This is a genomic window from Bacilliculturomica massiliensis (assembly GCF_900605495.1).
Lineage (GTDB): Bacteria > Bacillota > Clostridia > Peptostreptococcales > Anaerovoracaceae > Bacilliculturomica > Bacilliculturomica massiliensis.
The window spans coordinates 36,255-62,622 of the sequence record NZ_LR027598.1; the positions used below are offsets into that span (position 1 = coordinate 36,255).

25 protein-coding genes are annotated in these 26,368 nt (G+C 53.2%); 14 read left to right on the forward strand and 11 right to left on the reverse strand.

The genetic code is table 11. The features are described 5' to 3' along the window. The first annotated feature begins 264 nt into the window (after positions 1 to 264). Positions 265 to 1,029: a nucleoside phosphorylase gene (locus E0E37_RS01900; protein WP_130861288.1), complete on the forward strand. Its 765-nt coding sequence runs from the start codon at positions 265 to 267 to the stop codon at positions 1,027 to 1,029. 181 nt (positions 1,030 to 1,210) lie between these two features. On the opposite strand, the gene E0E37_RS01905 is transcribed toward E0E37_RS01900, so the two are convergent. The 3 genes from E0E37_RS01905 to E0E37_RS01915 are packed head-to-tail and all read right to left on the reverse strand — an operon-like array spanning position 1,211 to position 2,682. Further along, the gene (locus E0E37_RS01905) at positions 1,211 to 1,534 is read right to left on the reverse strand and encodes a hypothetical protein (protein WP_130861289.1); all 324 of its coding nucleotides are present in this window, start codon (positions 1,532 to 1,534) and stop codon (positions 1,211 to 1,213) included. A gap of 38 nt (positions 1,535 to 1,572) precedes the next feature. Further along, on the reverse strand, positions 1,573 to 2,202 hold the full coding sequence (locus E0E37_RS01910; protein ID WP_130861290.1) for an SET domain-containing protein: 630 nt from the start codon (positions 2,200 to 2,202) through the stop codon (positions 1,573 to 1,575). Between the two features lie 21 nt (positions 2,203 to 2,223). Then, positions 2,224 to 2,682, reverse strand: a complete 459-nt coding sequence (locus tag E0E37_RS01915) for a VOC family protein (RefSeq protein WP_130861291.1) — start codon at positions 2,680 to 2,682, stop codon at positions 2,224 to 2,226. Positions 2,683 to 2,962: 280 nt separating this feature from the next. On the opposite strand from E0E37_RS01915, the gene E0E37_RS01920 reads away from it, so the two are divergent. Continuing rightward, positions 2,963 to 3,460 carry a DUF6530 family protein gene (locus E0E37_RS01920; RefSeq protein WP_130861292.1) on the forward strand — a complete coding sequence of 166 codons (498 nt, stop codon included), beginning with the start codon at positions 2,963 to 2,965 and terminating at the stop codon, positions 3,458 to 3,460. A gap of 46 nt (positions 3,461 to 3,506) precedes the next feature. Beyond that, entirely contained in the window at positions 3,507 to 3,863 is a 357-nt protein-coding gene (locus E0E37_RS01925; RefSeq protein ID WP_130861293.1) for a GIY-YIG nuclease family protein, read from the forward strand. Between the two features lie 653 nt (positions 3,864 to 4,516). Here the strand turns inward: E0E37_RS01925 and E0E37_RS01930 are convergent. Continuing rightward, entirely contained in the window at positions 4,517 to 4,867 is a 351-nt protein-coding gene (locus E0E37_RS01930; RefSeq protein ID WP_130861294.1) for an ArsR/SmtB family transcription factor, read from the reverse strand. Between the two features lie 11 nt (positions 4,868 to 4,878). Next, the gene (locus tag E0E37_RS01935) at positions 4,879 to 5,652 is read right to left on the reverse strand and encodes a nitroreductase family protein (protein ID WP_130861295.1); all 774 of its coding nucleotides are present in this window, start codon (positions 5,650 to 5,652) and stop codon (positions 4,879 to 4,881) included. Positions 5,653 to 5,924: 272 nt separating this feature from the next. On the opposite strand from E0E37_RS01935, the gene E0E37_RS01940 reads away from it, so the two are divergent. The 5 genes from E0E37_RS01940 (at position 5,925) to E0E37_RS01960 (ending at position 10,671) form a co-directional block, all read left to right on the forward strand. Beyond that, a complete protein-coding gene (locus tag E0E37_RS01940; RefSeq protein WP_130861296.1) occupies positions 5,925 to 6,359 on the forward strand; it encodes a PadR family transcriptional regulator in 435 nt (144 codons plus the stop codon). Continuing rightward, positions 6,356 to 6,958, forward strand: coding sequence for a DUF1700 domain-containing protein (locus E0E37_RS01945; protein ID WP_130861297.1), 603 nt, complete (start codon positions 6,356 to 6,358; stop codon positions 6,956 to 6,958). Before E0E37_RS01940 ends, E0E37_RS01945 begins: the two co-directional genes overlap by 4 nt. Beyond that, on the forward strand, positions 6,951 to 7,883 hold the full coding sequence (locus E0E37_RS01950) for a DUF4097 family beta strand repeat-containing protein (protein ID WP_130861298.1): 933 nt from the start codon (positions 6,951 to 6,953) through the stop codon (positions 7,881 to 7,883). Before E0E37_RS01945 ends, E0E37_RS01950 begins: the two co-directional genes overlap by 8 nt. A gap of 555 nt (positions 7,884 to 8,438) precedes the next feature. Continuing rightward, a complete protein-coding gene (locus E0E37_RS01955) occupies positions 8,439 to 9,545 on the forward strand; it encodes an MGDG synthase family glycosyltransferase (protein ID WP_130861299.1) in 1,107 nt (368 codons plus the stop codon). Positions 9,546 to 9,633: 88 nt separating this feature from the next. Beyond that, on the forward strand, positions 9,634 to 10,671 hold the full coding sequence (locus tag E0E37_RS01960; protein ID WP_130861300.1) for a lysylphosphatidylglycerol synthase transmembrane domain-containing protein: 1,038 nt from the start codon (positions 9,634 to 9,636) through the stop codon (positions 10,669 to 10,671). Positions 10,672 to 10,695: 24 nt separating this feature from the next. Here the strand turns inward: E0E37_RS01960 and E0E37_RS01965 are convergent, their stop codons facing one another. The 4 genes from E0E37_RS01965 to E0E37_RS01980 all read right to left on the reverse strand — a co-directional run bounded on the left by E0E37_RS01965 (position 10,696) and on the right by E0E37_RS01980 (position 15,722). Continuing rightward, the gene (locus E0E37_RS01965; RefSeq protein ID WP_130861301.1) at positions 10,696 to 11,475 is read right to left on the reverse strand and encodes an SDR family NAD(P)-dependent oxidoreductase; all 780 of its coding nucleotides are present in this window, start codon (positions 11,473 to 11,475) and stop codon (positions 10,696 to 10,698) included. A 172-nt stretch (positions 11,476 to 11,647) separates the two neighbouring features. Beyond that, positions 11,648 to 12,592, reverse strand: coding sequence for a hydroxyacid dehydrogenase (locus tag E0E37_RS01970; protein WP_130861302.1), 945 nt, complete (start codon positions 12,590 to 12,592; stop codon positions 11,648 to 11,650). Positions 12,593 to 12,648: 56 nt separating this feature from the next. Then, positions 12,649 to 13,569 carry a dihydrodipicolinate synthase family protein gene (locus E0E37_RS01975; protein WP_165445156.1) on the reverse strand — a complete coding sequence of 307 codons (921 nt, stop codon included), beginning with the start codon at positions 13,567 to 13,569 and terminating at the stop codon, positions 12,649 to 12,651. 77 nt (positions 13,570 to 13,646) lie between these two features. Next, a complete protein-coding gene (locus E0E37_RS01980) occupies positions 13,647 to 15,722 on the reverse strand; it encodes a sigma-54 interaction domain-containing protein (protein ID WP_130861304.1) in 2,076 nt (691 codons plus the stop codon). Positions 15,723 to 15,987: 265 nt separating this feature from the next. Between E0E37_RS01980 and E0E37_RS01985 the strand changes: the two genes are divergently transcribed. Continuing rightward, positions 15,988 to 17,157, forward strand: coding sequence for a pyridoxal phosphate-dependent aminotransferase (locus tag E0E37_RS01985; protein ID WP_165445157.1), 1,170 nt, complete (start codon positions 15,988 to 15,990; stop codon positions 17,155 to 17,157). A gap of 30 nt (positions 17,158 to 17,187) precedes the next feature. Then, positions 17,188 to 18,639: a Na+/H+ antiporter NhaC gene (nhaC, locus tag E0E37_RS01990; RefSeq protein ID WP_130861306.1), complete on the forward strand. Its 1,452-nt coding sequence runs from the start codon at positions 17,188 to 17,190 to the stop codon at positions 18,637 to 18,639. A gap of 100 nt (positions 18,640 to 18,739) precedes the next feature. Here nhaC and ftsH read toward each other — a convergent pair whose 3' ends face one another. Together ftsH and E0E37_RS02000 are read right to left on the reverse strand one after the other, a co-directional pair. Then, on the reverse strand, positions 18,740 to 20,785 hold the full coding sequence (gene ftsH / locus E0E37_RS01995; protein ID WP_130861406.1) for an ATP-dependent zinc metalloprotease FtsH: 2,046 nt from the start codon (positions 20,783 to 20,785) through the stop codon (positions 18,740 to 18,742). A gap of 206 nt (positions 20,786 to 20,991) precedes the next feature. Beyond that, positions 20,992 to 21,435: a MarR family winged helix-turn-helix transcriptional regulator gene (locus tag E0E37_RS02000; protein ID WP_154939488.1), complete on the reverse strand. Its 444-nt coding sequence runs from the start codon at positions 21,433 to 21,435 to the stop codon at positions 20,992 to 20,994. Between the two features lie 368 nt (positions 21,436 to 21,803). Here E0E37_RS02000 and allB point away from each other — a divergent pair, with 368 nt between their 5' ends. Genes allB through E0E37_RS02020 form a run of 4 tightly spaced genes read left to right on the forward strand, consistent with a single transcriptional unit; the run spans position 21,804 to position 26,342 of the window. Continuing rightward, on the forward strand, positions 21,804 to 23,156 hold the full coding sequence (allB, locus tag E0E37_RS02005; protein ID WP_130861308.1) for an allantoinase AllB: 1,353 nt from the start codon (positions 21,804 to 21,806) through the stop codon (positions 23,154 to 23,156). 4 nt (positions 23,157 to 23,160) lie between these two features. Further along, the gene (locus E0E37_RS02010) at positions 23,161 to 23,808 is read left to right on the forward strand and encodes an aspartate/glutamate racemase family protein (protein ID WP_130861309.1); all 648 of its coding nucleotides are present in this window, start codon (positions 23,161 to 23,163) and stop codon (positions 23,806 to 23,808) included. A gap of 46 nt (positions 23,809 to 23,854) precedes the next feature. Then, positions 23,855 to 25,258 carry an amidohydrolase family protein gene (locus E0E37_RS02015; RefSeq protein WP_130861310.1) on the forward strand — a complete coding sequence of 468 codons (1,404 nt, stop codon included), beginning with the start codon at positions 23,855 to 23,857 and terminating at the stop codon, positions 25,256 to 25,258. A 34-nt stretch (positions 25,259 to 25,292) separates the two neighbouring features. Beyond that, positions 25,293 to 26,342: a helix-turn-helix transcriptional regulator gene (locus E0E37_RS02020; protein ID WP_130861311.1), complete on the forward strand. Its 1,050-nt coding sequence runs from the start codon at positions 25,293 to 25,295 to the stop codon at positions 26,340 to 26,342. Positions 26,343 to 26,368 lie beyond the last annotated feature (26 nt).

The following is a 26,368-nucleotide window of genomic DNA, read 5'->3' on the forward strand; positions in this document are numbered from 1 at the left end:
CGCCATAGATTTTACAAGGGGGGCGGGCCGTTGGTTTGTGGTATAATAGCCGCAGAGCGGCTATTATACTGATTCTGTGCGCGGCGGACGCCATGCGCGGATTCTGTCCTGCCGGCCTGCGGCCGATCATGACAGAATAGCCGCAGAGCGGCTATTATACTGATTTTGTGCGCGGCGGACGCCATGCGCGGATCATACCGTGACGGCCTGCGGCCGATCATGATATAATATCATAAAAAAATAATGCGGGAGGTGTAGGGGGAAATGGACTTTATACTTGGAGAATACGATGAAAACAGCGAAGCGATCTTGGAACCGTATATGGTGGCGCCGCCCATAGAAGGGTTTCCGGAGACGGCGATCACATGCTATTCGCAAAAATTGCTGAGAGCGATCATGGACGGCCGGGAGGAAGATGTGCTCTGTGTATTAAATACGGAGGAGGGAGGGACCCCGGTCTTCCGCATCCGGGAAAACGGCAGGGAATTTGCCCTCTATATGTCGCGGGTGGGAGCGCCGGCCTGCGCTATTCAGATGGAAGAGGTCATTTCACGCGGCGCCCGCAAATTTGTGATGATGGGCTCCTGCGGCGTGCTGGACAGTTCGCTGGAAACGTGGAAGATCATCGTTCCCACCGCAGCCGTCCGGGACGAAGGCGTGAGCTATCACTATCTGCCCCCTGCAGAGGAGATAGAAATGCAGCCAGGATCCGTGGAACTGCTTTGCCGGGTGTTTGAGGAGTGGGGAGAAGAGTATGTCTGCGGAAAAGTGTGGACCACCGACGCCCTCTACCGGGAAACGCGGGCAAAGATGCAGCGGCGCAGAGAGCAGGGCTGCATCGCGGTGGACATGGAATGCGCATCCGCGCACGCGGTGGCGCAGTTTCGGGGGGTTAAGCTGGCTCAGTTTTTCTACGCGGAAGACAACCTGGCCGACGAGGTGTGGGACGGCAGGGGATTGTCCGGCGGCGTTCACCGGGAAGCGGACCGTCTGTTTGGAGCGGCCGCGGCCTGTGCCGCAAGGCTTTAACGGGAGTGGGAGAGGGTGTAAGCACGCGTTGCTTCCACCCCTTTCCCTGTAATAGGCGTCCGTCATTCCTCTTTTCGTAATGACTTATAAACAACACGATCCTCACGTGAGCGGGCAGTCTTTATCCCCTGTTTGATACCATTTCATTCTGCTTGGGTTTTCTTCTATGATGCATTGTTTACTATCTTATTCGTTCCCAATGTCCATTTTCGAAATCTATAAATTTCCAACGCGACGCGCCTCCAAGCGCTCCTGCTGCCTTTTTCCTGTTGTATTTATCTGAGGGATCAAGGAATTCAAGTTTTCTCATAGCATTTGCAACCGTTTCTTTTTGGCCTTGATGTGTAAATACCTTTTCGATCATTTGATATACCTTCCTTTTTTCTTCTTTTGCGCCGTCAACAAACCTAAAAAAGTGAGCAAAAAACAAAAGAGCGAGTTCATCATCGACGGCACAGCCGTTCATTTTATCATTGACATGGACGGTTGGCTCAGTTCTTCCCATGGCGCGGTGCGCTTATAATCAGCCCCATAAATGGGAAGTTAAAGCATCGTCCAATCAGAACGATCCAGCATCCGGCTTGTCACGGATTCGTTTAACTGTTCATCAAATATGGTCTGGCTAACTTCATTTCCATCAATTTCGTAATACGGACAGGGAGCGGGACTATTTTCGGGAAACAATTCATCCCGGGCAAATAGAAAGGCGATATCCTCTTTTTTTCCGCCCTCTTTATACCGAAAAATAGTATAGGAGCGGGTGCCGCAATAATCATATTGCCGCACCATGGTACTATCAATCAGAGGATAATCCCGGCAGGTCATTTCCACCGCGTCGCTGTTCCAACAGAAAATTCTGCCATTCTCAAAATGAAATACAGCATTATAACTGCATGGATCATCCGCCATTTGAACAAGCAGCTCCGCGGTGCCGTCGCCGTCTAAATCCAAGTAGGTATACTCCATGCCAGACTGAAATTCAGGTATCCACATTTCCGATTGTGCATCGTCCATAAGCGTTCTGTCTCCGGAAAGCAGTGATGAATAGGCGGCCAGAGCCGTTTCCTCCGAATGTGCATCTTTCAAAAATGATGAAGGATCTAAAACATCTTTATTATCGCAGCCGGGTAAAATCAACAAGCATAAGACCGCCAGTATCTTGAACGCGTTCATATCAAACTTTCGCATTTCGTTTTATCGCATACACGCATGTACGAATTTTACAGGTGCATCCATACGTTTTGCAACTTGCTCCGGCGTCATTCCGCTGTCTAAGAAACGTTTGCAGACCGCTTTGATGTTTTCCCCAACTTCGATGATATGCTTATCAGGGTCGTAAAAACGTACTGCGCGCTGCCCCCAGGAATGTTCCTTGACAGGGTGTACATATTCGACATCGCATTGTTTCAGCCTGTCTGCAAATTTGTCGAAATCATCTTCCTCAAAATACAGCTCAAAATTATTGCCGCCAAATGCGATCTCATCCGTACCGATAAACTCTTTGTATGTTTCCATCGTCTGCAGAGCCAGACCGCCGGTCAACGTTTTATTCGCGCCAAAATCCGTAATGACATGGAGTCCAAATACTTTCTTATAAAACTCAACCGACCTGTCTATATCCGTTACTATTAACATGGGATTTTTCAGTTTCATCTTCGCCGCCTCCATAAATTTCCGCTCAATCGTGCTGATATCATGTAAATTTCCTGCCGGCCATTTCTCGCAGGCATTGTTCAGACCGCTTTCATGATATCACAGAGCGGCAGATACCGCTACAAAACAATGAATGAGCATTTTGTTCTTTTTGATGGCTGTGGCAAAACTGGAGAAAAAATATTTTTGAAACAGACCCTTGACAGAGAAAACAGCTCGGAATATACTAAACTAGTAAATTTACTAATTTACTAAATAAAAATGAAAGCAGGAAATTGAAATGAAGATACCAACAACGCTGAAACATAAACCTGTTATCGTCGTTGAGAACTATGGAAACATCGATGGGAGGAAGGCCTACGACACCGACGCCCAGGGACTTTCGCTGGGGCTCGCCCAGTGGAACGACAGAGGCAAGGTGGACATATCCGCAAAGGTATGGCGCTATACGGGTGAAAAGTGGTCCCGGCAGTCGGAGGAACTTCCCGTTCATCGGGTCATCGATCTGGCTATTCTGGTTTGCAGAGCGCGGCAGTACTTCGCCGACGCTTATCGATACCCGAAGCTGTACGATGAATCGGAGCCCCGGATCGACAGGATCGCGCTTCAGGGCGACGCCATGACGGTGGAGGTCTGCACGGACAACGAGATGATCGACGAGGATATCAAATTGTTTTCGGACGCGCTGGCCCGCGACGACGAGCTGCTGGCCGAACGGCTCCACCGGCTGGCCAACATGCTCAACGAGATGGGATACGGGTACGGAACGAAAAAGTGACAGGCATCCGGGGGGAGGTCTGTCGGAAGAGAAAGAGGGGTAAGAAATGGATAAGGAACAGCGCAGACAGGCGGCTGCGGAGTATAAAATGAAGCAGGTCACCGGCGGCGTGTACATCGTGAGGAACCGGGAGACCGGCAGCTTTTTTCTCAAAGGCGACTCCAACCTGGAGGGATCCCGCAATCGTTTTGAGTTTGCAAAGAAGACCAGCTGTATGTATTTACAGCTGAAACGGGAGTGGGAGCAATACGGACCGGAGGCCTTTGAATTTGCCGTGCTGGAAGAGACCAAGCAGAAAGAGACGGAGAGCCCGGGAGCCTTTCGGGACCGCCTGAAGAAGATGGAGGAACTGTGGCGGGAAAAACTCAGTCAGTCGGGGGAAGATGGAGATTCAGATCAATAACAGACAAAAGAGACCGCGGGGCTCCAATCTGCCCTGCGGCCGCTTTCAAAAAAGTTACCTTGTGAAAGCGAGCCCGACGGGCGAATAAGTTTTCGAAGGAAACTTTTTTATTATGCAGGAAATGTGGCGAAGACAAGCGTGAGCCCTCGGCGCGAATTATATCTCCGAAGGAACCTTCTTTTCTGTAAAGATGATATTGTGAAGCTTTATGGCTCCTGTATAAAAACACTGAAAAACACGGAGACACACGGAGACCAATGCCGGTAACTATTCTGATGCGCGGCCGGACAACTCCTGAAAGCAGAGAGATGGGTGAGCCGGCGGACGCGGACGGCCTAAAAGGAAAATGAGTGGGCCGTTTCCATGATTTTTTCTTTTTGCCGGCAAAAGCAGCACAAAAACGAAAAGAAAATGGAATGAGCGATCTTTTTTATAAAAATATGGAAATTATTTTTCGTTTTTACCACGAATTCGCGATCAAAAAGAAAAAAGCGACATAAATCGACAAGACAAACGATCGAAATGCCTGTTATGTCCGCTGTTTTTTTCTATTTTGGGTGTAAATAGAGGGCAAAAAGAAAAAATGGATCCTTCGTTCACACTTTTGTTTTCTTAATCCTGCGCTGATCCATGGGCAGAGGGAGCGGCTGCTCCTACGATCTTGAACTGATGTGTTGGATGCTGGCATAAACTCGATCGATCAGATCGGTGATCTCTTTCCACTGTGTTTCATCAGCGCTTAAATAATAGTAGTTTTTCGTACCTTCACGGCGCATGGCAACGATGCCGGCGTTTTTTAATATTTGAAGGTGGTGAGAGACCGACGGCCTTGTGAGATGTGTTTTATGAGCGATTTCTCCTACGCGAATACCGGTCAAGTCGCTTTCCAACAACGCGAGCAGGATCAGTTGTCTTGTTTCGTCGCCTATAGCGGTAAAAGCGTTTTGACATTCCCGAAAACCTTTAATGATCTGTTTTAAATTGTCTTCGCATTCTCTGTCCATTCTGAGATCTCCTACATATATCGCACGTCTAATTCTTTATGCGGTGTGGATCGTAAAAATTTCACGTTGGGATAGCCGAGCACCAACGTCATAGCGACTTTTTTTCCTTTAGGAACAGCGATCGCTTTTTTTATTTTTCGTGAAGCATTGGCCGCCGACGTGAAGAACCCGCTATATAATACCCCTAAACCGTGCGCTTCCGCAACAAATTCCATATTCTGTGCGGCAAGAATACCGTTTACCCTGTCTTTTGCCAGGATGACGATTACGGCGGGAGCTTTGAAAAAGAAGAAATGTTTATCTATCTTATTGTTCTTCGCCATAGGACTGAACAAGTCTGCCAGAGGCTTTATTTTTTTGAATAGATCGACCGCCATTTTCTCAATACGGTCTTTTTCTCTGTCCAGTACGACAAATGATACATCCTGCATATTTTTTGCCGTATGCGTGAATCTGCCCGCCTCTAAAATCTGTTGGATGATTTCCTTTGGGATCTCTGTTTCCTGAAAACTGCGGATGCTCCTGCGAAAACGGATCGCATTTAAAACGCTGTCGGGATCAAGGCGCGGATCCTCTGTTTTTTCAATTTGGCCGCTTCCGCCGCCGGACACTGAAATTGCTTTTTTCGGGCAAACTGCGGAACATTGCCCGCACATGATACAGCGGTCCATTACAGTGGCCGCCGTTTCGTTATCTATTCTTATATTATGTGCGGCGCAGACCTTGCCGCACAGGCCGCATCCGACGCATTTCTCTGTATCGATGATTATCCCGTTATGTTTCATATTCTTATACCCCTTTCGTTAAAGTTCTTTGACCATTATACGGAACACGCGGTCAGAAAACAATATTGGTAAAGAGATTCGTTACCATAAAACTGACGGATGGATATTGTGCGGGCGTCGGGCAGTGATCAGGAATAAAAAATAGATTTTTAGTTGACAAACAATATTATATGAAATATAGTATTGATATCGAAACAATATTGTTTATGATGATAAAAACAAAAGGGACAGTGGGATCGTAAGATCAGAGTTGGAAGAAAGGGGGAAACAGGATGGCATTTCAGGTTGGTTCTGCGTTTCTGGATGCCTGCGTGCTGGCCGTGTTGGCGAGAGAAGATACGTACGGGTATGTGCTGACACAGAAAATGCGCCAGGTGGTGGATATTTCGGAATCTACTCTGTATCCGGTGCTGCGGAGACTGCAAAAGAGCGGTTATCTGAGCACGTATGACAGCCCGTTTCAGGGGCGGAACAGACGATATTATCGGATCACGGAAGAGGGAATGAAAAAATTTGAGGCGTATCGGGAAGAATGGATCTGGCACAAAACAAAGGTGGATGAGCTGATGTTCGGCGGGCAGGAAGTGCAGGAAGAAAGTTCCAGAAAGGGATCCAGGGAGACCGAGAAGGACGCCGGGACCGTCCAGGGGGAACAGCCGGCGTCCGGCGAAGGGAATAATGAGTTGGGGGGAGGGAGCGAAGAATGAACAGACAGGAATATTTGAAACGGCTTTCCGCGGCGCTTTCCCGGATCGCCGCGGAGGAGCGGAACAGCGCGCTGGAATTTTACAATGAATATTTTGACGAGGCGGGACCGGAGCGCGAGCAGGAGGTCATCCGGGAGCTGGGGTCTCCCCAGCGGCTGGCGGCTCAGATCAGAGCGCAGTGCGCTGTCAGGAATCTGGAGGAGCAGGGGACTCCCACTGTGAAAAAGGGGATATCGACCATCTGGCTGGTGGTATTGGGTATTTTCGCGGCGCCCATCGCGCTGCCGCTGGCCATCGCCATGGCAGCCGTCGTCTTCAGTCTGGTGGTGGCGGCAGCTGCAGTGCTGCTGGCTATCGTCATCGCGGCGGTGGCGGTCTTCGGCGCAGGCGCGGTGGCTCTGGTGGCGGGCTTTGGTCTCGTCGTGGGAGAACCGCTCACCGCCATGTTTTTCATCGGCAGCGGTCTTGCGATGATGGGAGGAACGCTGCTGGCGGCGGTGCTGGCCGTGGTGGGAATGGCGGCTTTCTTCCGCCTGCTGGCCAGGCTGCTGGGCAGGGGGCTGAGCAAAAGGCAAAAGGAGGGATTGAGAGATGAATAAGGTGACGAAAGGACTGTGCCTCTTCGCCGCGTGCCTGATGGTTTTGGGGATCGCCATGGCGGGTTCCGCCTGGCTGCTGGGAGCGAAGACTCACATGGGGTACGGCCCGTGGAACAGCGATTTCGACCGGCGGGATGCCGCTTACATGGCGGAAAAAAGTGAGGACGTAGGGGCGTTTACAGGGATAGATATAGATGTGGAGTATCAGGAAGTGTACATCGAGAAGGGGGATTCCTTCCACATCAGCAGCAGATACGATCAGCGCTATAGTCAGATCTCATGGGAAGTGACGGACGGCGTGCTCTCTGTGAGTGAGTCCATCCTGGGCAGGGAGAACAAAAACCGGGGAATTCCCTGGGATATGATCCGCCGGAACCGTCAGTCGGGGACGCTGACGATCACGTTCCCAGAGGGAACGGAGCTCTCGATGGTCTCAGTGGACAGCGACGCCGCAGGAGTCTACGTCACACGCGGTCAGATCCAGTCGCTGAAGGTGGACGCGGCCATGGGTTCCGTTGAACTGACCGACACAGCCGTGGGTAGTCTGGAAGTGGACGCGGCCATGGGAAACATCGATCTGGAGGACAGCAGCGTGGACACCGTGAAACTTTCGTGCAGAATGGGAAGCGTGGAGACAGACAACTTCGTCTGCCGCGCCAGATTTGAGTGCGAAGCGGATATGGGCAGCATCGAACTGTCCGGGGATCTACGGGGAGAGACCATACTGGACTGCGATCTGGGCAGCGTCTCTTTGGATCTGGCGGGAAAAGCCGCGGAGTACGGCTATGATCTGGACGCGTCCCTGGGCGGAGTGGAGGTAGACGGGTCCGATATGGGCGGCCGCGCCACGGCGCAGGGGCCTGGGGAAGATCATCTCAGGATCCGGACCAGCGCCGGGGACATTGAAGTAAACTTCGGCGATTAACGCCGCGGGGGAACTCCATGGGATATCAGAACATGGATCGAGACCTGACAGGCCTCCGGCACGCCCGGCATCCAGCCCGGCGTGCCGGAGGCTTTTTTGCAGCATCGGCCCGGCTGCTTGAGTTCATGGTCGTACTCCGTCAGTCTTCGTCAGTCTCCGTCAGCCGCCGCCAGTTGCCGGATGGTGCTGCGGCTGATCTCCTGCTGCCGGACCGCTGACGGGGCGCATTACTTTTGCCGGCGTGAAGAAAAACGGGGTCCAGATTCGTTTTTATAAAAGAAAGGGGGAAAAACACCTGCAGTGCGGAGAATTTTGACGGACAGGGAACAATGAAAGGGGACTGAAAGACTCTGTTTAGAAATTCTTAATAATTCGGTAATACTATGGTAACTTTTGTCGTTCATAATAGAATTACCGAAAGCAGAGAAGAAGCCGCAGGGGACAGAAAAAGACGAAAATGACGCAGAACTGTGAAACCACAGTGCGCAGGCGGCCGGGGGGCCGCCGGGATTTCAGGGATATAGTAAGGAAAGAATCAGAACAGGGGATGAAAACATGAAAGTATTGATCTTAACAGGGCGTTTTGGCATGGGCCACGTTTCCGTGGCCAGATCTCTGGAGGAACAGATCCTGAGCGAGTACGGCGACGTGTCCGTGGAAGTGGTGGATCTGATGGAGTATACGGCGCCGAAGACGGCGGGATTCATTTACAAAGCCTTCGGCTTCCTTGCCAGACACGGCCGGTCGCTGTATAATTTTCTTTATAAGCAGGCGGGGAAGCGGGACGAAAACGAGTGGACTGCGTTTACGGCGCTGTCCATGAGCAGGCTGACGGGACTTATGGAGACTTCGCGGCCGGATGTGGTGATCTCCACCCTTCCGCTGAGCTCTCTGCTGGTCTCCAAATATAAAGAGAGAATGGCGAAAAAAACTCCGGGCGGGGAGAGCATCACTCTGGCCACCTGCATCACAGACATCAGCAGCCATTCGGAGTGGATCCAGCCCAACACGGACTTTTATCTGGTGGGCGGCGATCTGGTGAAGCGGCAGCTGATGAGCAAGGGAGTGGAGGGAAGCCGTATCATCGTGACGGGAATTCCGGTGAGACGCGCCTTTACGGAAGCGGGCGAGTCCGGGGCTGAAGCGCCGGTCAGGGAAAAGCGCCTGCTCATCATGGGCGGCGGTCTGGGCCTGCTGCCCAGAAATCCGGAGTTTTACGAGCAGATCAACGCGATTCCCGGAATGAAGACCACGGTGATCACCGGGAAAAATGAAAAGCTGTTTCAGATGCTTTCCGGCCGCTATGAAAATATCGAGGCGGTGACCTATACGGAGCGAGTGGATCTGTACATGCGTCGGGCGGACGTGGTGCTGACCAAGCCCGGCGGGATCACGCTGTTCGAGACGATCTTTTCCGGCAAACCGATCCTCATGTTCACGCCGTTCCTGCAGCAGGAGGTCAACAACATGCACTTTGCGCTGTACCACAATATTGGACGAGTCCTGTCGAAGAAACAGCGTTCCTGGGCTGATGAGATCCGGAAGCTCATGAATGATGATCGCGCAGTAGAGCAAATGACGTGCTGTGTGCAGCGGCTGAGAGATCAATACCGGAAGGACGGTCTGAGACAGGTACTGACAACGGCAGGCGCCGTCGCGTAGAAGGACCGCCGCGGGTGAGGGAGCGGCACTGGCTGCGCCGCAGAGAGAACCTGTGGATACAGGATCACAGATAGATGAGGGTAGAGAGATGACGAAAAACAGGGGAATGATATTTACAGGGATCACAGCGCTTTTGACTGCAGTTACTCTGGCCGTACTGCTGAAGGGCATGCCGGTCTCCCAGCTGACCGCGGCGGTGGCCGGGGCAAAGCTGCGCTGGCTGGCGGGAGGCTTCAGTCTCATGCTGCTGTACGTTGCCCTTGAAGGGGTCTGCATCAAGATCACCATGGAGACGATGGAAGAACGGCCCTCGCTGTGGAACTGCGTGCGGTACGCCTTTGTAGGTTTTTATTTCAGCGGGATCACGCCGTCTGCCTCCGGGGGACAGCCGGCTCAAGTGTACTGCATGGGAAAGGACCGGTTCAGTCTGCCAAAGTCCACGCTGTGCCTGCTGCTTATCAGCAGCGTTTATCAGATCGGCATGCTGGTCTACGGCGCAGGGGTGTACGCCGCCCAGCATTCGTTTCTCAACGAGGCGGTGTCCCAGGTGAAGAAGCTGCTGTTTCTGGGAGCGGGACTGAACGTGCTTCTGGTGGGCGGTATTCTGGCTCTTATGTTCTCGCCGGCGCTGGTGGAGAGGACCGCGCTGTTTTGTGTCAGGCTGGCGGGACGTTTCCGGCGGCTGCGTCCGAAGACTGCCGCCATGGAGAGCCGGGTGCGGGCGCTGACGGAGGACTATGCGGCGGGAGCGGAGCACATCAAGAGGAACCCGGCACTGGTAGCGGGGCTCTTTGTCATCACGCTGCTTCGCCTGACCATTCTGTACCTGATGCCCTTCTTTGTGGCGCTGGCTTTCGGCGTGTCTGACCAGACCGCCTTTCACATGATCGGACTGCAGGCCATGCTGACGCTGGCAGTGTCTTCTCTGCCCTTCCCGGGTTCTGTGGGGATCAGCGAGGGAACGTCGCTGCTTCTGTTCGGCATGATGTTTTCTTCCGGCCTGCTGCTTCCCGCCGTGCTGCTGGTCAGGGGGATCAGTTTCTACGCCGTGCTGGGCACCAGCGGGCTGGTGCTGCTTTCCTCGCCCCTTTTTCCGAACAAGGGAAAACAGCCCCAGCTGATGTAAAGCGGTGTGGACCGGATCTTCTCCTTATTTCTGCCAGCACCACATGGGATTTTGCGTCGAGAACTTGGCCCCGCTTACGATCAGGCTGGTTCCGTCGATATAATCCGCGGCTTCCGAGGCCAGAAACACATAGGCGGAGGCCAGGTCCTGTGGTTTTCCCAGCCTTTTCAAAGGAATATTGTTTACCAGTTCTTCAAAATTTGCCGCCACGTTCTTTGAAGTCAGCGGCGTCTCAATATAGCCGGGGATCACAGACAGCACGCGGATGCCGTGAACGGCCAGTTCGGCCGCCGTCGTTCTGGTCAGACTGTCCACCCCGGCTTTTATAGCGGAGTACAAGGCGATCCCGCCTGTGGGTATGACAGAGGTAAAGGAACCGGTATTGAGTACGACTCCGCCGCCTGCTCTTTTCTTCATGATCTCCGCCGCTGCAGCGGTTCCAAAAAAGACCGATTTGAAATTCGTGTCGATGAGTCGGCTCCACTCCTCCTCCGTAACTTGATCGAAGGGCTTTCTTACGTTGGTACCCGCGTTGTTGATCCAGACGTGGATCGTGTGCCATCGGTCTTCCACCTCCCGGGCGAAGCCGCGGATCTCATCCACTTTCGATACGTCCGCCCGGACCGCCAGAACGTCGTTTCCGGCCTGCGCGAAGTGATCACGAAATTCCTCCAGTTTATCCGTCGAACGGCCGCACACCGCCACCCGGCATCCCTCTTCCAGAAATGCCGCCGCGGCTTCCCTTCCGATGCCGGTCGTTCCGCCTGTGATGGCTACCACCTTTCCTTTTAATCCTAATTTCATGTTATTCTCCTTCTTTTCGCTTTTTCATCCCTCAAGTGAGATCATCTGTCTTGTGCGCCGGACCGGGAACGGGGCGTCTGCCGTCCGCCGGCTGCCGGTCCGGCGCTCTCAAGCCTTTCGGGTCTCGGGCTTCCTCCCGGGCCGCAGCGCGGCAGTCGAGCTGACCGGGGAGCTAATTGGCTGAAAAGCGCGGCTCGCGGCCTTCCAGCACGGCTTCGATCCCCTCTGCTAGATTCAGAGACATTCTTGCTCTGGATTCCTCGGTGAAGGTAGAGCAGTGAGGGGAGAGGATGAGTCGTTCCGTTGAAAAGTAGGGGTGATCGGGAGCGGGAGGCTCCTGTTCAAATACATCCACAGCGGCGCCGGCGATCGTTTTGCTGTTCAGCGCCTCGCACAGGTCCCGCTCATTGACGATCCCGCCTCTGGCGAAGTTGATCACAAAGGCGCCCGGCTTCATAAGGGCAAGCCGTTTCTTGTCGATAAGGTTTCTCGTGGCGTCGGAAAGGGGCACATGCACGCTCAGTACATCTGCGGACCGGCACAGTTCTTCGATGCTGTCCACAGGCCGGCAGCCCTGACTTATGATCTCCTCCTTCGTCAGGTAGGGATCGTAAACGGCTACATCCATGGAAAAGCCGTTTTTGGCCATGTGGGCAAGTCTGCTTCCGATCTTGCCCAGCCCGGCGATGCCAAGGGTTTTTCCCGTCACCTCCACGGCTTTCACCTGATCCCGGCAGGCCCAGTTGCCTCGGTGAAACTCGCTGTCCAGTCCGGTGATGCCTTTGCACAGCGCGCCGATGGCGAAAAAGGCGTGTTCAGCCACGGACAGAGAATTGGCGTCTCCTGTGGTGAGCACCCGGATCCCTCTGGCGCTTGCCGCAGCCACGTCGATATTGTCCACGCCCACGCCGTGTTTGGCGACGGCCTCAAGTTTTACTCCTTTTTCGATCAGCCCCGCGTCGATAGTCGTCAGCCTGGTGACGATGGCTGCCGCTTCAGGGATCAGACTTTCTATGGTCTCTCTGGATGCATCCGGCGCGACGATCACCTCATATCTCTCTGCCAGCCGTTCCATCCCTGCAGGGTGGATGGGCTGGATATACAGCACTTTTTTCATTTTTTTACCTCCGTGTGGGTTGGATCTGATGTAGATCTATGGTTATGCTTTCTCTCTTATGACAGCGATCTTTTCAATTCTTCATGAAGTGCGCTCACGCGTTCTACCTGTGCCTTTACCCGTTCTTCCTCCTCCGGCAGGATGAAGTCCTGGGGCATGATCACCCGTTTGTCCATGAGACCGGTCAGCGATACGGCGTATTTTGCCGCCGCAGTGCCGTTTTTTGTCATTCCAAGTATGCGGGAGGATTCCCGGATCAGGCGGTTATATTTTTTTGCCAGTGGAATATTTCCGCTGATCCCTGCTTCATAAGCCTCGACGAACAGTTCGGGGAACAGAGGTCCCAGGGCCGGGACAAAGCCGTCGGCGCCCAGCAGCAGAGAGGGGAGGGCGTGGGGCGTGATCCCCTGCAGGCATACGAAATCACTTCCTTCAAAGTGATCCACGAGCTGAAGAAACTCCGTAAACGATCCGGAACTGTCCTTGTAGCCCACTACGCGGTCCAGTCCGGCGATCTCTGTCACGGTGGCCGCGCTGAGCTTCAGGCCGGTGAACGGGGGAATATTATAGATCATCAGGTCCAGTTCCGTGGAGCCCGCGATCTTTTCAAAGTGGCGGATGGTCTCGTCCTGAGATGTGTGCCGGTCGTAGAAAATGGAAGTGACCGCGGCGCAGGTCCCGCCCATCTGCTCCAGTTCCTTTATATTTTCGATCACCCGTTTTGTGCTGCTGTCCATGACGCCGCTGATCACCGGTACTCTGCCCGCCGCCTGGTCGATGGCGATCTTGATCGCGCGATTCCGCTCCTTCTGAGTCAGGGCCATGGTCTCTCCGTTTGTGCCCGCCACGAAAATTCCGTGAAGTCCTCCGTCGATACATCTGTCGATCAGCCGGCGGAAGCTTTCTTCGTCCACCCGTTCCTGTTCGTCTATGGGAGTCAGGATCGGCGGGATCACACCGTGATACTTCTTTGACATACTTAACCTCCTTGTTCTGCTTGTGTTATCGGATCGTCCTGGGACAGTTTTATATTCAAGCAAAAAGTGTGCCATCTTCATGACACACTTTTGTCTGCTTCATCCTGATGCCCCTGTTTCGTGACGTATTCCAAAAGTTCTTTCCCTTCCTGCTTCAGGAAGGTGCCCGTTCTCGTTTTGCTGCAGATAAGATCCAGATCCTTCAGCACGGCCAGATACCGCTTGACCTGGCTTTCTCTCCAGTCTCCCTGGGTCCTTGCACGAATTATTTTTTCCCTTGTCCAGATGCCCGGGGGGCTTCCCAATATTTTCAGCAGATCGATCACCGGCTCCAGAGCGCACTGGTTTTCGATCTGTCTGACCAGATCCTCTGCCGTGCGCTGCGCCGGGGCCGCCGGTCCTGCAGCCGTCCTCTCCGCCGGTCTTTTTTCAATGTCGAGAAAGACTTCCAGGACCTGTTCGATCCAGTCTGCGCCGGACTGCATGCAGTTGGCGGTGTATTCGGCCAGATTGTGAAGTTCTCTCACATTTCCGAAGAAAGGATGTCTCATGAGAGCGTCGGCGATCGCCTTCGGCGGGCGGTCCATGGACATTCCGAACTCTTCGGTCAGAAAATAGAGGAACAGAGGTATGATATCTTCCCGCCGGTCCCGGACCGGGGGGACCCGCAGGGGCAGCACGTTGATCCGATAGTAGAGATCCTCCCGAAATTCCTTCCGCCGGACCATTTCCAGCAGATCCTGATTGGTCGCCGCCACGATACGGATGTCCACAGAAATGAGCTTGCTGCCGCCGATGCGCATGACCTGGCGCTCCTGGATGACGCGCAGGATCTTTTTCTGGATATCCAGGGACGCGTCGCCGATCTCGTCTAAGAAGATCGTACCTTTATGTGCCAGCTCAAAGAGTCCCTTTTTTCCGCCCTTTTTCGCGCCGGTGAAGGCGCCTTCCTCATACCCGAAGAGTTCCGCCTCGCACAGCGACGACGAGAGGGCGGCGAAGTTGACGGCCACGAAGGCCTCGTTTTTTCGATCGGAGGCGTTGTGGATCGCCTGAGCCAGCAGTTCCTTTCCGCAGCCGCTCTCGCCGTAGATGGCCACTGTGGAATGGCTCTTGGCAAACTGCCTGCACTTCATGATCAGCTTTTCCATGGATGGCGACCGATATATAATATCCTTGAACGTGTATTTTGCCACCAGTCCGTCTGCCTGCAGCATCTTGCGGTAGTTATCCTCGATGCGCTTGATCTTCTGCACATCGTCGATGGTGACGATCACGCGCTGATCCTCGCCCTGCCAGTCGGAGGCCGCCTCGACGTAGTAGCTTTCTCCCTCTATCTCCTCGAAGAACTGATTGTCGCCGCTGCGTATCCTTTCCCGGATCTGAGCCAGCGGCCCCGGAGATGATTCCCGCAGCTTCAGGATCTTCTTGGCTTTTTCATTTGAAAAAAGCACTTCCCCGTCCTCGTTCAGCATTACCGCGCCGCGGTTTACGCGGTCGATCAACCGGCGCAGGTTGCTGGTCAAAATGCGGTTTTCCTTATACTGTCTGGCGTAGCTGTAAGATAACTGGATCCCCGGGCGCATAAAGGAATTTGCCACCGTGTCTTTGACCTGCTCGTAGATGCCGATCTCCATGGCCAGCTTAACGCAGGTGGTGACGTTCAGCGGCCTTGTTCCCAGGTCGATGAGACGGGCCTGGGGATCCGGCTTCAGATACCCTTCGCCGAAGGCCACGGCGTACTCGCAGCCCTTCTGATACGACGCGATCCCCGGATAATAGGGGTGCAGGGTGATATGATCGATCCCCCATTCTTTTATCTGCCGGATGGTCTCGCTGGTAATGGACTGAGTCACGTTCATGATGAGCACGTCGCTGCCCTCGGGGATGCCGTACAGCAGGCTGATGGTGTCTACGTTGATGACCCGGTCAGCCACCAGATAGGGCGTGCCAGGCTTCAGCACGGTCAGCGCTTCCACCTCGATCAGCTTGTTGGTGATCAGCACAGTCATATCGCCTACCTTTTGCTTCTGTTCTGATATGATCCCCTTTGAAATGACCGCGTGATCCCGGAAGATCTCCCGCAGCTGCTGTTCCGTGTGTTCCGCCGTATCGTGGGTGGAAGCCAGGATAAAAACAGATGGTTTTTCCATTGCGCTCTCCTTTCGGTAAGTATCTGTTATAAGTTTAACACAATTATACGAATTTGTATTAATATATTTCGTCCAAATTCGTATAATTTAGCTTTTCTTCTTTGATCGAGGAGGGGAAGGTTCCGAATTGACTCATTTTTCTGATTGGCACGTAATTTGCTTTGTTTTTTTATTATCATCCGGATGAAACACATTCAATTACCCTTATCCGCTGCCGGCGAATCCCTGCATGCCGCCGGCGCGGTTACAGTTAAAGGAGAGCAACATGAAAGAATCCATTATTTCACAACGCATTCCATATTCTCAGATCCGCGTCATGTCCGACGCTGCTCAGAAAATGGAATCCGAGGGCCGCAAGGTCATCCACCTGGAGATCGGAAGACCGGATTTTACCACTCCGGACAATATCGTAAACGCGGCCATCGACGCGTTAAAGGCCGGCAAGGTCCACTATTCCGCCAACGCCGGTATACCGGAGCTGCGAAAGGCCATCGCCCGGAAATACCAGGAACGCTATCAGCTTTCCTACGATTACGCAAAAGAAGTCATCGTGACGAACGGCGTTGCGGAAGGGATCTATCTGGCCATGGGAGCGCTGCTCGATCCCGGCGATCAGGTCCTCATCCCGGATCCTGCGTGGATCAACTACGAGATCGTTCCTCTGCTGAATCTGGCCGAGCCTGTCAGTTATTCTCTGAAGAAAGAGAATAACTTTCTTCCCGACGCCGCCGAGCTGGAAAAGCTGATCACGCCCAGAACAAAAATGATCTTTATCGTCAATCCATCCAATCCCACGGGCATGGTGATCCCCGCTGAGATCCTGAAGGAACTGGGAGAGCTGGCGGTCAAACACGATCTGGTCATCGTGTCCGACGAAATATATGAAGACATCGTGTACGCCCCCGCGTCTTTTACCTGTATGGCCACGCTGGAGGCTCTGAAAGAACGCACCATCGTCCTCAACGGTTTCAGCAAGTCCTATTCCATGACAGGATGGAGAATGGGCTACGCCCTGGGACCGGCCGAATATATCAACGCCATGCTTCGGCTGCATCAGTACACGCTTACCTCGACCAACACCTTTGCCCAGTGGGGAGCGCTGGAGGCCGTATCCGGAACGCAGCAGCCCGTGGCGGATATGCTGAAAGAATTTGAGGCCAGAAAGGAGTACATCTATAACGAGCTGAACGGCATCGAAGGGCTTTCCTGCGTTAAGCCTCAGGGCGCCTTTTATCTTTTCGTGTCCGTCAGAGAATTGGGCCTTACCGGATTCGAGGCCGCCCACCGCCTGCTGCAGGATTACGGCGTAGTGACGGTCCCGGGTGAAAGTTTTGGCGCCAATGGGGCGGGTTATATCCGTTTATCCTATGCAAGCTCCATGGAAAACCTGAAAGCCGCGGCGGCGCTCATCAGGGAATTTGTCGAAAACGTATGATATCTCAATGGCATCAAGAAAGGAAAGACTATGAAACAGATATCTGAAGACAACATCAGAAAACCGTCCTTCTCATTCTCCTTAACGGTCTTTGCATTAGTCGTTATTTTCCTCTCGCTCGGTCTGCTGGTATTCGGCGGAAAACTGCAGACGCTCTTGTTTCTAAGCTGGCTGATCGTAATTCCCGCCGGCCTGCATCTGGGCTTTAAGTTCAGCGAAATAGAAGGCATGGCCTACGACATGATCCGCCGGGTCCTCCAGCCGATCATGATACTTCTGGCGGTGGGAGCCATGGTGGGCGCGTGGATCCTGTCGGGGACCGTGCCTACGCTCATCTTTTACGGTCTCAAGATCATCACGCCCTCGCTCTTTCTGGTGACTACCGTGCTTTTGTGCTCCATCTGCTCCCTGTTCACCGGAACCTCCTGGGGAACCATCGGCACGGCGGGTCTGGCTATGGTGGGGATCGGAACCAGCATGGGCTTTGACGGCGGCGTGATCGCCGGCGCGGTGGTCTGCGGCTCCTATTTCGGAGACAAGCTTTCGCCGCTGTCCGACACTACGAATTTATCTCCGGCCGTATCCGGCGGGAAAGTGATGAACCACATCAAGCATATGCTGTGGACGACCATACCGTCATACGTGATCACGCTGGCCATTTTCCTCGTCATGGGTCTCAAATTCGGATCTTCCGACATTGATTACACACAGATCAACGAGGTGACCGACGGGCTGAACAGCCTGTTCCACATCGGTATCATACCGCTGATCCCCGCCATCATCGTTCTCGTTCTTCTGCTGAAAAACAAGCCGCCGGTCGTTTCGATCCTGATCGGCGCGCTGGCGGGTCTGGCAGTCGCAATGCTGTATCAGGGCGCGGATATTACCACGTCGCTGGTCTCGCTGTACAACGGCTTCAAATTGGACAGCGGAATGGAATTTCTCGATAAGCTGCTGAACCGGGGCGGCATCGCCAGCATGTGGGATACGGTGGGAATTTTCATCTTCTCCTGCGGTCTGGGCGGCATGCTGAACGGGATCGGCGTACTGGAAGCGCTCCTGCAGAGGATCGCAGCCAGGATCAAGACTTCCAGACATCTGATCATCGTCACCATGCTGGTGGGTTATATTTCAAACATGGTGGGCGGCACTCTGAGCTTTGCCATCGTCATGACCGGGACCCTCATGCAGCCGCTCTACAGAAAAATGCGTCTCCGTCCCGAAAACCTGTCCAGGACCATCGAGGACGTGTGCACCATGAGCGCGCCGATCATTCCCTGGAATACCGCGGCCGTCTATACGGCCGGCGTTCTCGGCATCAGCGCCGGGGCCTTTATTCCCTATATCTTTCTCGCTTTCATAACGCCGGTCTTCACGCTCATCTACGCGTTTACAGGCTTCACCATCGCCAAGCTGGATGAAGGCGAAGAATATGGAGAGACGGAGGAATATAAATTTAAGCCCTTTAAAAAGGCATGCTGATCCGTTTTAAACCAAATAAAAAGCCGCCGCGCCAGGTTTCTTAAACTGGTGCGGCGGCTGGCCGATGCCTTCGGAAAGAAGGGGACCGGAGTTTTCCTGATCACAGGGAGACTTCGGTCTTTTTAATGTCTGCAGAAGGAGCGGCGCCGGCTGCCGTATCCGCGTTTGCATCTGCGCTCGTATCTGCGTTTGAGTCTGCAGCGGCGGATTCGGGTTCCTGCCCGGAAGACGTTCCTTCCAGAGCCGGTTTGGCGTTGAGGATGCGCATGAATTCCTCGCCGGTGATGGTCTCCTTTTCCAGCAGATAGCCGGAGATCTCGTGCAGCTTCTCTTCGTTGTCGCGCAGGATCTGCTGGGCGCGGCTGTGGGCCGAACGGATGAGATTCAGGACCTCCTGGTCGATCTTCGCCGCGGTCTCCGCAGAGCAGGCCAGGGAGGCGTCGCCGCCCAGATACTGGTTGGTGACTGTCTCAAGAGCCATCATGTCGAAGGTGTCGCTCATGCCGAAGCGGGTGACCATGGCCCGGGCGATCTTCGTGGCCTGCTCGATGTCGTTGGAAGCGCCGGAGGTGCAGGTGTGGAAGATCAGTTCCTCCGCCGCCCGTCCTCCGGTGAAGGTGGTTATCTTGTCAAAGGCTTCTTCCTTGGACATGAGGACCTTTTCCGTTTCGTCCACCTGCATGGTGTAGCCCAGCGCGCCGGAGGTGCGGGGAATGATGGTGATCTTGTGGACCGGAGCGGAATGCTTCTGCATGGCCGCTACCAGCGCGTGTCCGACCTCGTGGTAAGCGATGATCCGGCGCTCGTTTTCAGAGACCACCGCGTTCTTTCTCTGGTAGCCTGCGATGACGGTCTCCACCGCCTCCTCCAGATCGCATTGAGCCACTTCCCTGCGCCCGGATTTGACCGCCAGCAGGGCGGCTTCGTTTATAATGTTGGCCAGCTCCGCGCCGGAAGCCCCTGCGGTGGCTCTGGCCACGGCGTTATAGTCAACGTTTTCACTGACCTTTACATCCTGAGAGTGGACCTGTAAGATCGCCTCGCGGCCCTTCAGATCCGGCAGTTCTACGGGGATCCTGCGGTCGAAGCGGCCTGGGCGCAGAAGGGCTTTGTCCAGGGTCTCAGGCCGGTTGGTGGCCGCCAGAACGACCACGCCCTTGCTGCCGTCAAAGCCGTCCATCTCCGCCAGCAGCTGATTCAGCGTCTGCTCCCGCTCGTCGTTGCCGCCGAAGCCGTTGCCGCTGTCCCGCTTTTTGCCGATGGTGTCGATCTCGTCGATAAAGATGATACAGGGCGCTTTTTCCTCCGCCTGCTTGAACAGATCGCGGACCCGGGCGGCGCCCATACCCACGAACATTTCCACGAATTCGGAGCCGGAGATGGAGAAGAAGGGCACCTTCGCCTCGCCGGCCACAGCCTTGGCCAGCAGGGTCTTGCCTGTTCCGGGAGGCCCTACCAGCAGAGCGCCCTTGGGCATCTGAGCGCCGATCTCGCTGTATTTTTCAGGATTGTGGAGAAAGTCCACGATCTCCTGCAGGGATTCCTTGGCCTCGTCTTCGCCTGCCACATCCTCGAAGGTCTTTCCGGTTTCTGTTTCCATGTAGACCTTGGCGTTGCTCTTTCCCATTCCCATGGGACCCATGCCGCCCATACCGCCCATGCGCTTCTGCATGCTGCGCATCAGCAGATTGCCGATAAAGACGAAGAGCAGAATGGGGAACACCCAGGACAGCAGGAACGTGGCCAGAGGCGAAGTCTCCTTGGGCATGACCCGGTCGATGGTGACGCCAGCGGCCTTCAGCGTGGGATAGAGTTCCGGATCGTCAGGTTTTCCGGTGGTATAGATCTTGATGCTGTTTCCCGAGGAGGCCGCGGCTTTGGCCGTGGGGGTGAAGGCGATCATGGTATCGTTGACCTCCACCTTGTCCACCTGACCTTTTTCTACCATCGTCAGGAATGTGGTGTAATCCGTTTTTTTGATGGTGTCGCTGTGATCGCTGAGCATAGGAACGATGAAGGCGTTGAAACACAGGACCACCAGCATGATGATGCCATAATAATACAGGATGGACCGTTTCGGCTTATTCGGCTGGTTTCCCGCGCCGTTTTGGCCTGCGTTTGGTCCGCCGGGAACGCCCGGCCCCATACCTCCCGGGCGCATGTTGCCCGGATCCATCCGGGGGCCGCCGCCCGCCGGACCCATGCCTGATCTGCCGCCTGCGGGGTCGGTGGGCCGGCTTTGGCTGCCGGCGCTGTTTCGGCCCAGGCCGCTGTTGTTTTGATCTGATTGCTGCTGTGTCATATGGAAAACCCCTTTCTGTTTTCGTTTATACAAACTGTTGCGCATTTGCTTTATTTTTCGTGATTTTGTGTGAGAAGCTCATTCAGCTTTGTCATGCCGGCTATGATAAGGGCCTTATCCTCGTCGGAGGCGCCTCCCAGCGAGCAGAGATAATCGGTGCTGATACGGGCTTCCATTTCCGTCATGAGTTGTTTGGAACTCTCGGTCAGATAGAGGTAGACGACCCGCTGATCCAGATCATCCCGTTTGCGGATGACAAAGTTGGACTTTTCCAGCCGCCGGCATATGACGGAAAGATTGCTGTTGGTCATATTCAGAGCCTTGGCCATATCGCTTATCTTACCCGGACCGCCGCGGTATAATGCGATGAGGATCATGGCCTGCGGGGCGGTGAGACCGTAGGGCTCATAAAAATCCTTCAAAATACAGGAAAGCTTGTCGGAAATGCTTTTGAACAAACATTCCACCTCGTTTTTAAATTCCGCGCAGTCCATAGTCCCCTCCCTCTGCAGTCCCTCCCGGGACCCCTTTCTTCCGCACAGCAGTCTGTACCGCTTGTGGCCGGGGACGGTATTTCCGTCCCCGGCCTTTTGCATCTCTGTGCAGATCGTTATATTCTAAATACCCGTCAATTGAACTATTAAACGTCAAAACATTTAATGCATTAAATATTATACAATAAAATAATTTTGTCAATGGCTTTCACGGAAACTACATGAAACTTACACAGGACAGCGATAAAAGAGGCCGTCTCTTTCGCTGTGAAAAAGACAAGATTTGCACGTAAGTGGTTAAGGTATCTACTATTTTCTTTTGGTCTGAACCTATAAAATAATAATAAAAAACAGGGAGGGACAAAATTATGATATATGATCTGCTCATTAAAAACGGGAAGGTCTATTTAGATGGAGAAATGCGAAAAACAAATCTGTATATAAAAGACGGCGTGATCAGAGAGATCTGCAGGGAGCCTGTCTATGAAGCGGCAAAAGTGATCGATGCAGAGGGCAGATATGTATTTCCCGGATTTATCGATCCCCATGTTCACTTAAACGATCCGGGCGCGACGAAAAGCGAAGATTTCTACACGGGGACCTGTGGTGCGGCGGCGGGAGGAGTCACAACCGTCCTGGAGCATCCGCTTACGTTTCCGCTGCCGGATGTACTGACTGCCTACGACGAAAAGAAGAAGATCTGCAAGAAAAAGGCTGTGACGAATTTCGGACTTTTCGGGGCCTGTTCGCCGGGCAATGAAGAAGAAATGCAGAAGATGATCCACAGTGGTGCCGTTGCATTTAAAGCGTTTTTAACCTATTCTCCGGAGATACCGAAGCTGAATGACGGGGAAATTCTTGAGAAGATGCGGTTCCTGGCGGATAAGGATATCGTTTTGGTCATCCACTGCGAGAATGACGATATCGTCAATTACAGCACGGAACACATGAAACGCGCGGGCAGAGTATCGCCGGAGGACTATTCGGACAGCAGGCCGGAAATCGCGGAAATAGAAGCTGTTTCACGCATGTGTCTCTTTGCCCGGGAAGCAGGCTGCAAGATAAGCATCGCGCACTGTTCTCTGAGCGGAGCGGTGGAGATCATTGAAAAAGAAAAGAGGATGGGCTGCAATGTCACAGTTGAGACGTGTCCGCAGTATCTGGTGTTGAACCGCGGGATGATGAATGAAATGGGCGTACTCTCCATCTGCAATCCTCCGCTGAGAAAAAGGGAGGAGACAGAGGCCCTTTGGCGATCGGTACTGGCGGGGAAGGTGGATTGGGTCTGCAGCGATCATGCCCCCTATACCGAAGAGGAAAAAAATCAGGGAGAGGACGATATCTTCCGGACGCCTGCGGGACTGGCCGGAATTGAAACGACCTATCAGATCTTGTTTAGCGAAGGTGTTGTCAGGAGAGGGATGTCGATTGAGCAGTTCGTCCGGCTTTCAAGCGAGAACGCGGCCAGACGGTATGGGCTCTACCCTCGAAAGGGCGCCCTTGCGGCGGGCAGCGACGCGGATATCGTGATCTTCGATCCAGCAGCGGAATGGGTGGTGGATCCGGGCCGGCTGAAGCAAAAGCTCCCGTTTACACCGTACGCGGGAATGCGTATCGTTGGAAAAGTCGTGACAACGATCGTAAATGGGATCGAAGTATACGACGGCAAGGAAATAAGAGCGGAAAGGGGGACGGGGAAATATGTATCACCCGGCCGGTAGTGGTATGAAACTGTTATTCATCAATCCGAATTCGTCAAAAGCAGTGACAGAGCGCATTGCGGAAGCCACAAAGAAATATGAAGATGAGACCACCCGGATCGACGTAATTGCCTGTCAGAATTCGCCGGAAGGCATCGTTACCGCAGCGGATGAGCTGACAGCGGGGGTCAACGTGATCCGATTACTGCAGGAAAAAGAAAAGGAATATGACGGAGCCGTAATAGCCTGCTTCGCCGATCCAGGTCTCAGAGCGGCGCGTGAAAAGATCAAGATCCCTGTAGCGGGCATCTACGAGGCCAGCGCCGTATTTGCGAAGCTGCAGGCAAGCCGGTATTCCATCATATCCTCCGGGGACCACAGGGATATAGATCCGTGGGTGCTCATGGCAAGAAGCAGAGGCGAAGTTGAGAACATCGCTTCGATCAAGTGCCTGAATTCCACGGTGGAGCAGGCGGTCCACGCAGACGAAGAAAAGCTGCTGAGGCTGATCGGTGCGTGCGTGAAAAAAGACGGAGCGGGCTCCGTGATCCTGGGATGCGCGGCTTTTGCAGGGCAGGGGGACAGGCTTTCCCAGCGGTCCGAAGTCCCTGTGATCGACGGGATAAAAGAAGCGGTCTTCTTTATTCGGATGATGATCTTATATAGGAAATGATCATTTTTAATTGTATGCGAAGGAGAAAGAAAGAGAGGGATCTGGCATGAAAAACAATTACAAATTTATTCGTGGGAAATATGTGCTGCCCATGAACGGGGACAGAGAATTCATACGGGATGGACTGGTCGTCGTTGAGAATGACCGGATCTGTGACATCGGCAGATATGATGCGCTCATCGATCGGTACAGAGATATGGACGGGGAATGGATGGAGTACGAAGATGGACTTATCATGCCCGGTCTCGTGAGCAATCACACCCATCTGTATCAGGCGATGATGAAAGGGATCGGCTCTGATCTCTGTCTGGACGATTGGGTGATCAACGTGATTTATCCCATGGCGCTGGCAATGAAAAAAGAGGATTTCTACGATATCGTCAGATTTAATATTTTAGAGATGATCAGCACAGGGACGACCTGTTTCGCGGATTCTATGTATCATCATCACAATCTGGACAATATCGACGGAGTTGCGGAAGCGGTGAGGGACATGCATATGCGGGGGATGATCGTTCGGGCCGTGCAAAGCGTCAATTTTGATGAGAGGATCCCGGATGCGTGCGCGGAACGGGAAATCGAGATCACCAGAGCGGAGTCGATCCGGTGCATCAAACAGTATGATCACACGGAAAACGGAAGGATCCGGGTGGGGCTGGAAGCGCTGAGCCCATTTGACTGCGACGAGCGGACGATCCGGGAATTATACGGAATCTGTGAGGAATATGACGTTCGGTTCCAAATGCATGTGGCGGAGGCGATCACGGAACAGGTGAGAATACGAAGCAGCCATAACATGGGTGTGATCGAATATTTGGATAAACTGGGAGTTGTCAGTGACAGAACGCTGCTGATCCACAACATCTGGGTCACCCCGTCGGAAATACAGCTCATCGCCCGGAGAAGGGCAAATGTGGCCCATAACCCGGTGTCCAATATGATCCTGGCGGACGGGATCGCCCCGATCCCGGAATATCTGGCAAATGGAATCACAGTGGGTCTTGGCGTGGACGGCGCGGCCAGCAACAATAATCAGGATATGTTTGAAACGATGAAGGCCTGCGTTCTTCTGCACAGAGTCAACCGGCTGGACGCGTCTATCATGAAAGCGTACGACGCACTTGAGATGGCAACGATCTCCAGCGCGAGATCGATCGGCTGGGAGAAAGAGATCGGTTCTCTGGAAGTGGGGAAAAAAGCAGACCTGATCGTGGTCAAAACAAATTCATGCCACATGGGACCCCAATTGGACGTGGTGACCAATCTGGTGTTTTCGGGAAACGGCCGGGACGTGGATACGGTCATGATCGACGGCGATATTGTCATGAAAAACAGGGAGTTTACCATGTTTCATGCAGAGGAAATCGTCAGAAGGGGTAATGAGTGCGCGCTGAAGATCGCGGAGAAAGCGGATGTGTTTAACAGAATAAATAATCTGGGAAAGAATTGACCCCGCGCATTTCCAGAGGACAGGAGAGTCTGAGATGGTGATCTATCACAATGTATGCAGGGCCGGATGCGTCAGCATACAGAAGCTGCCGTTCCAGGTCAATTATGATCTGGCAATCATTATGCCCCTGGACGAAGAGGTGTTATATACCACGGTAATGGGCACGCAGCTGCTTAAAAAAGGCGAGATCGAGATATTGAATGTCAAGGATCCCGTAAAAATTGAAACCATCGGCGATCGGGGCAGAATTGCTTTTGTCTCCTTTGACAGAACATTCACCGATACGATCTTCGATCAGATGGAATTCAATATCTACAACTGCAGCAATACCAATTTTTTCGGGGCAAAAGCATGCCCGGAGGATCTCGGAAAGCTGAAAAAGATGTTTGTGGATTTTATGACCGCCTGTATGGAGGAGCGCGATATTCCCGCCATCGAAGCAGGAGCAAAATCGATAGTGGATATCATCTGCCTGCGCTTTAACATCGTGGACGAGATCTTCAATACAAAAAGCAGAAAAGACGACTACAACGGTAAAGAGCGATTCAGAAAGATAAACGAATATATTTTCACCCATATATCGGAGAAGATCGCATTGAGCGATCTGGCGGCTCACACTTACCTGAGCACCCCATATTTGTCGAGAGAATTTTCAGCGAAGATGGAGCAGACCTACAGCAATATCATCAATCTGTATCGAACACTGAATGCGGGGATACAATTATTGGAAACGGACGACTCGCTGACATATATAGCAAATAACAGCGGTTTCTCGTCAACGAAATACTACCACACCTATTTTGAAAAATATTATGGGTGTCCCCCGGCAAAGTTTCGCAGCAATAATAAAAACAAAGAGATGCAGATAGAAGAGGAAGAACTCCAGGCAAGTGAACTTCAACGATTTCTCACGGCGGAGGAAAGCATATCCTCCATTTTCAACAGGCATATCGTGGATTTTGAAGAGGAAGACAGCTTTGAACAGATCGAGATCATGAATGACAGCGATGAGCGGAAAGGGTACGTCATAAAAATGGTGCTGGGACCAAAGGAGAAAATTATTTTAAAAAAGGAAAAGCTCTGACTTGCGGGAAAGAAAACGGAGTTTTG

Coding starts and splice junctions, on each gene's coding strand:
- E0E37_RS02015 (WP_130861310.1), top strand. CDS start 23,855: ATGAAAAACAATTACAAATTTATTCGTGGGAAATATGTGCTGCCCATG.
- E0E37_RS01905 (WP_130861289.1), bottom strand. CDS start 1,534: ATGGGAAGAACTGAGCCAACCGTCCATGTCAATGATAAAATGAACGGC.
- E0E37_RS01920 (WP_130861292.1), top strand. CDS start 2,963: ATGAAGATACCAACAACGCTGAAACATAAACCTGTTATCGTCGTTGAG.
- E0E37_RS01940 (WP_130861296.1), top strand. CDS start 5,925: ATGGCATTTCAGGTTGGTTCTGCGTTTCTGGATGCCTGCGTGCTGGCC.
- E0E37_RS01965 (WP_130861301.1), bottom strand. CDS start 11,475: ATGAAATTAGGATTAAAAGGAAAGGTGGTAGCCATCACAGGCGGAACG.
- E0E37_RS01980 (WP_130861304.1), bottom strand. CDS start 15,722: ATGGAAAAACCATCTGTTTTTATCCTGGCTTCCACCCACGATACGGCG.
- nhaC (WP_130861306.1), top strand. CDS start 17,188: ATGAAACAGATATCTGAAGACAACATCAGAAAACCGTCCTTCTCATTC.
- E0E37_RS02020 (WP_130861311.1), top strand. CDS start 25,293: ATGGTGATCTATCACAATGTATGCAGGGCCGGATGCGTCAGCATACAG.
- E0E37_RS01955 (WP_130861299.1), top strand. CDS start 8,439: ATGAAAGTATTGATCTTAACAGGGCGTTTTGGCATGGGCCACGTTTCC.
- E0E37_RS01900 (WP_130861288.1), top strand. CDS start 265: ATGGACTTTATACTTGGAGAATACGATGAAAACAGCGAAGCGATCTTG.
- E0E37_RS01910 (WP_130861290.1), bottom strand. CDS start 2,202: ATGAACGCGTTCAAGATACTGGCGGTCTTATGCTTGTTGATTTTACCC.
- E0E37_RS01935 (WP_130861295.1), bottom strand. CDS start 5,652: ATGAAACATAACGGGATAATCATCGATACAGAGAAATGCGTCGGATGC.
- E0E37_RS01975 (WP_165445156.1), bottom strand. CDS start 13,569: ATGTCAAAGAAGTATCACGGTGTGATCCCGCCGATCCTGACTCCCATA.
- E0E37_RS01985 (WP_165445157.1), top strand. CDS start 15,988: ATGAAAGAATCCATTATTTCACAACGCATTCCATATTCTCAGATCCGC.
- ftsH (WP_130861406.1), bottom strand. CDS start 20,785: ATGGGGCCGGGCGTTCCCGGCGGACCAAACGCAGGCCAAAACGGCGCG.
- E0E37_RS01970 (WP_130861302.1), bottom strand. CDS start 12,592: ATGAAAAAAGTGCTGTATATCCAGCCCATCCACCCTGCAGGGATGGAA.
- E0E37_RS01915 (WP_130861291.1), bottom strand. CDS start 2,682: ATGAAACTGAAAAATCCCATGTTAATAGTAACGGATATAGACAGGTCG.
- E0E37_RS02000 (WP_154939488.1), bottom strand. CDS start 21,435: ATGGACTGCGCGGAATTTAAAAACGAGGTGGAATGTTTGTTCAAAAGC.
- E0E37_RS01925 (WP_130861293.1), top strand. CDS start 3,507: ATGGATAAGGAACAGCGCAGACAGGCGGCTGCGGAGTATAAAATGAAG.
- E0E37_RS01950 (WP_130861298.1), top strand. CDS start 6,951: ATGAATAAGGTGACGAAAGGACTGTGCCTCTTCGCCGCGTGCCTGATG.
- E0E37_RS01930 (WP_130861294.1), bottom strand. CDS start 4,867: ATGGACAGAGAATGCGAAGACAATTTAAAACAGATCATTAAAGGTTTT.
- E0E37_RS01945 (WP_130861297.1), top strand. CDS start 6,356: ATGAACAGACAGGAATATTTGAAACGGCTTTCCGCGGCGCTTTCCCGG.
- E0E37_RS02010 (WP_130861309.1), top strand. CDS start 23,161: ATGAAACTGTTATTCATCAATCCGAATTCGTCAAAAGCAGTGACAGAG.
- E0E37_RS01960 (WP_130861300.1), top strand. CDS start 9,634: ATGACGAAAAACAGGGGAATGATATTTACAGGGATCACAGCGCTTTTG.
- allB (WP_130861308.1), top strand. CDS start 21,804: ATGATATATGATCTGCTCATTAAAAACGGGAAGGTCTATTTAGATGGA.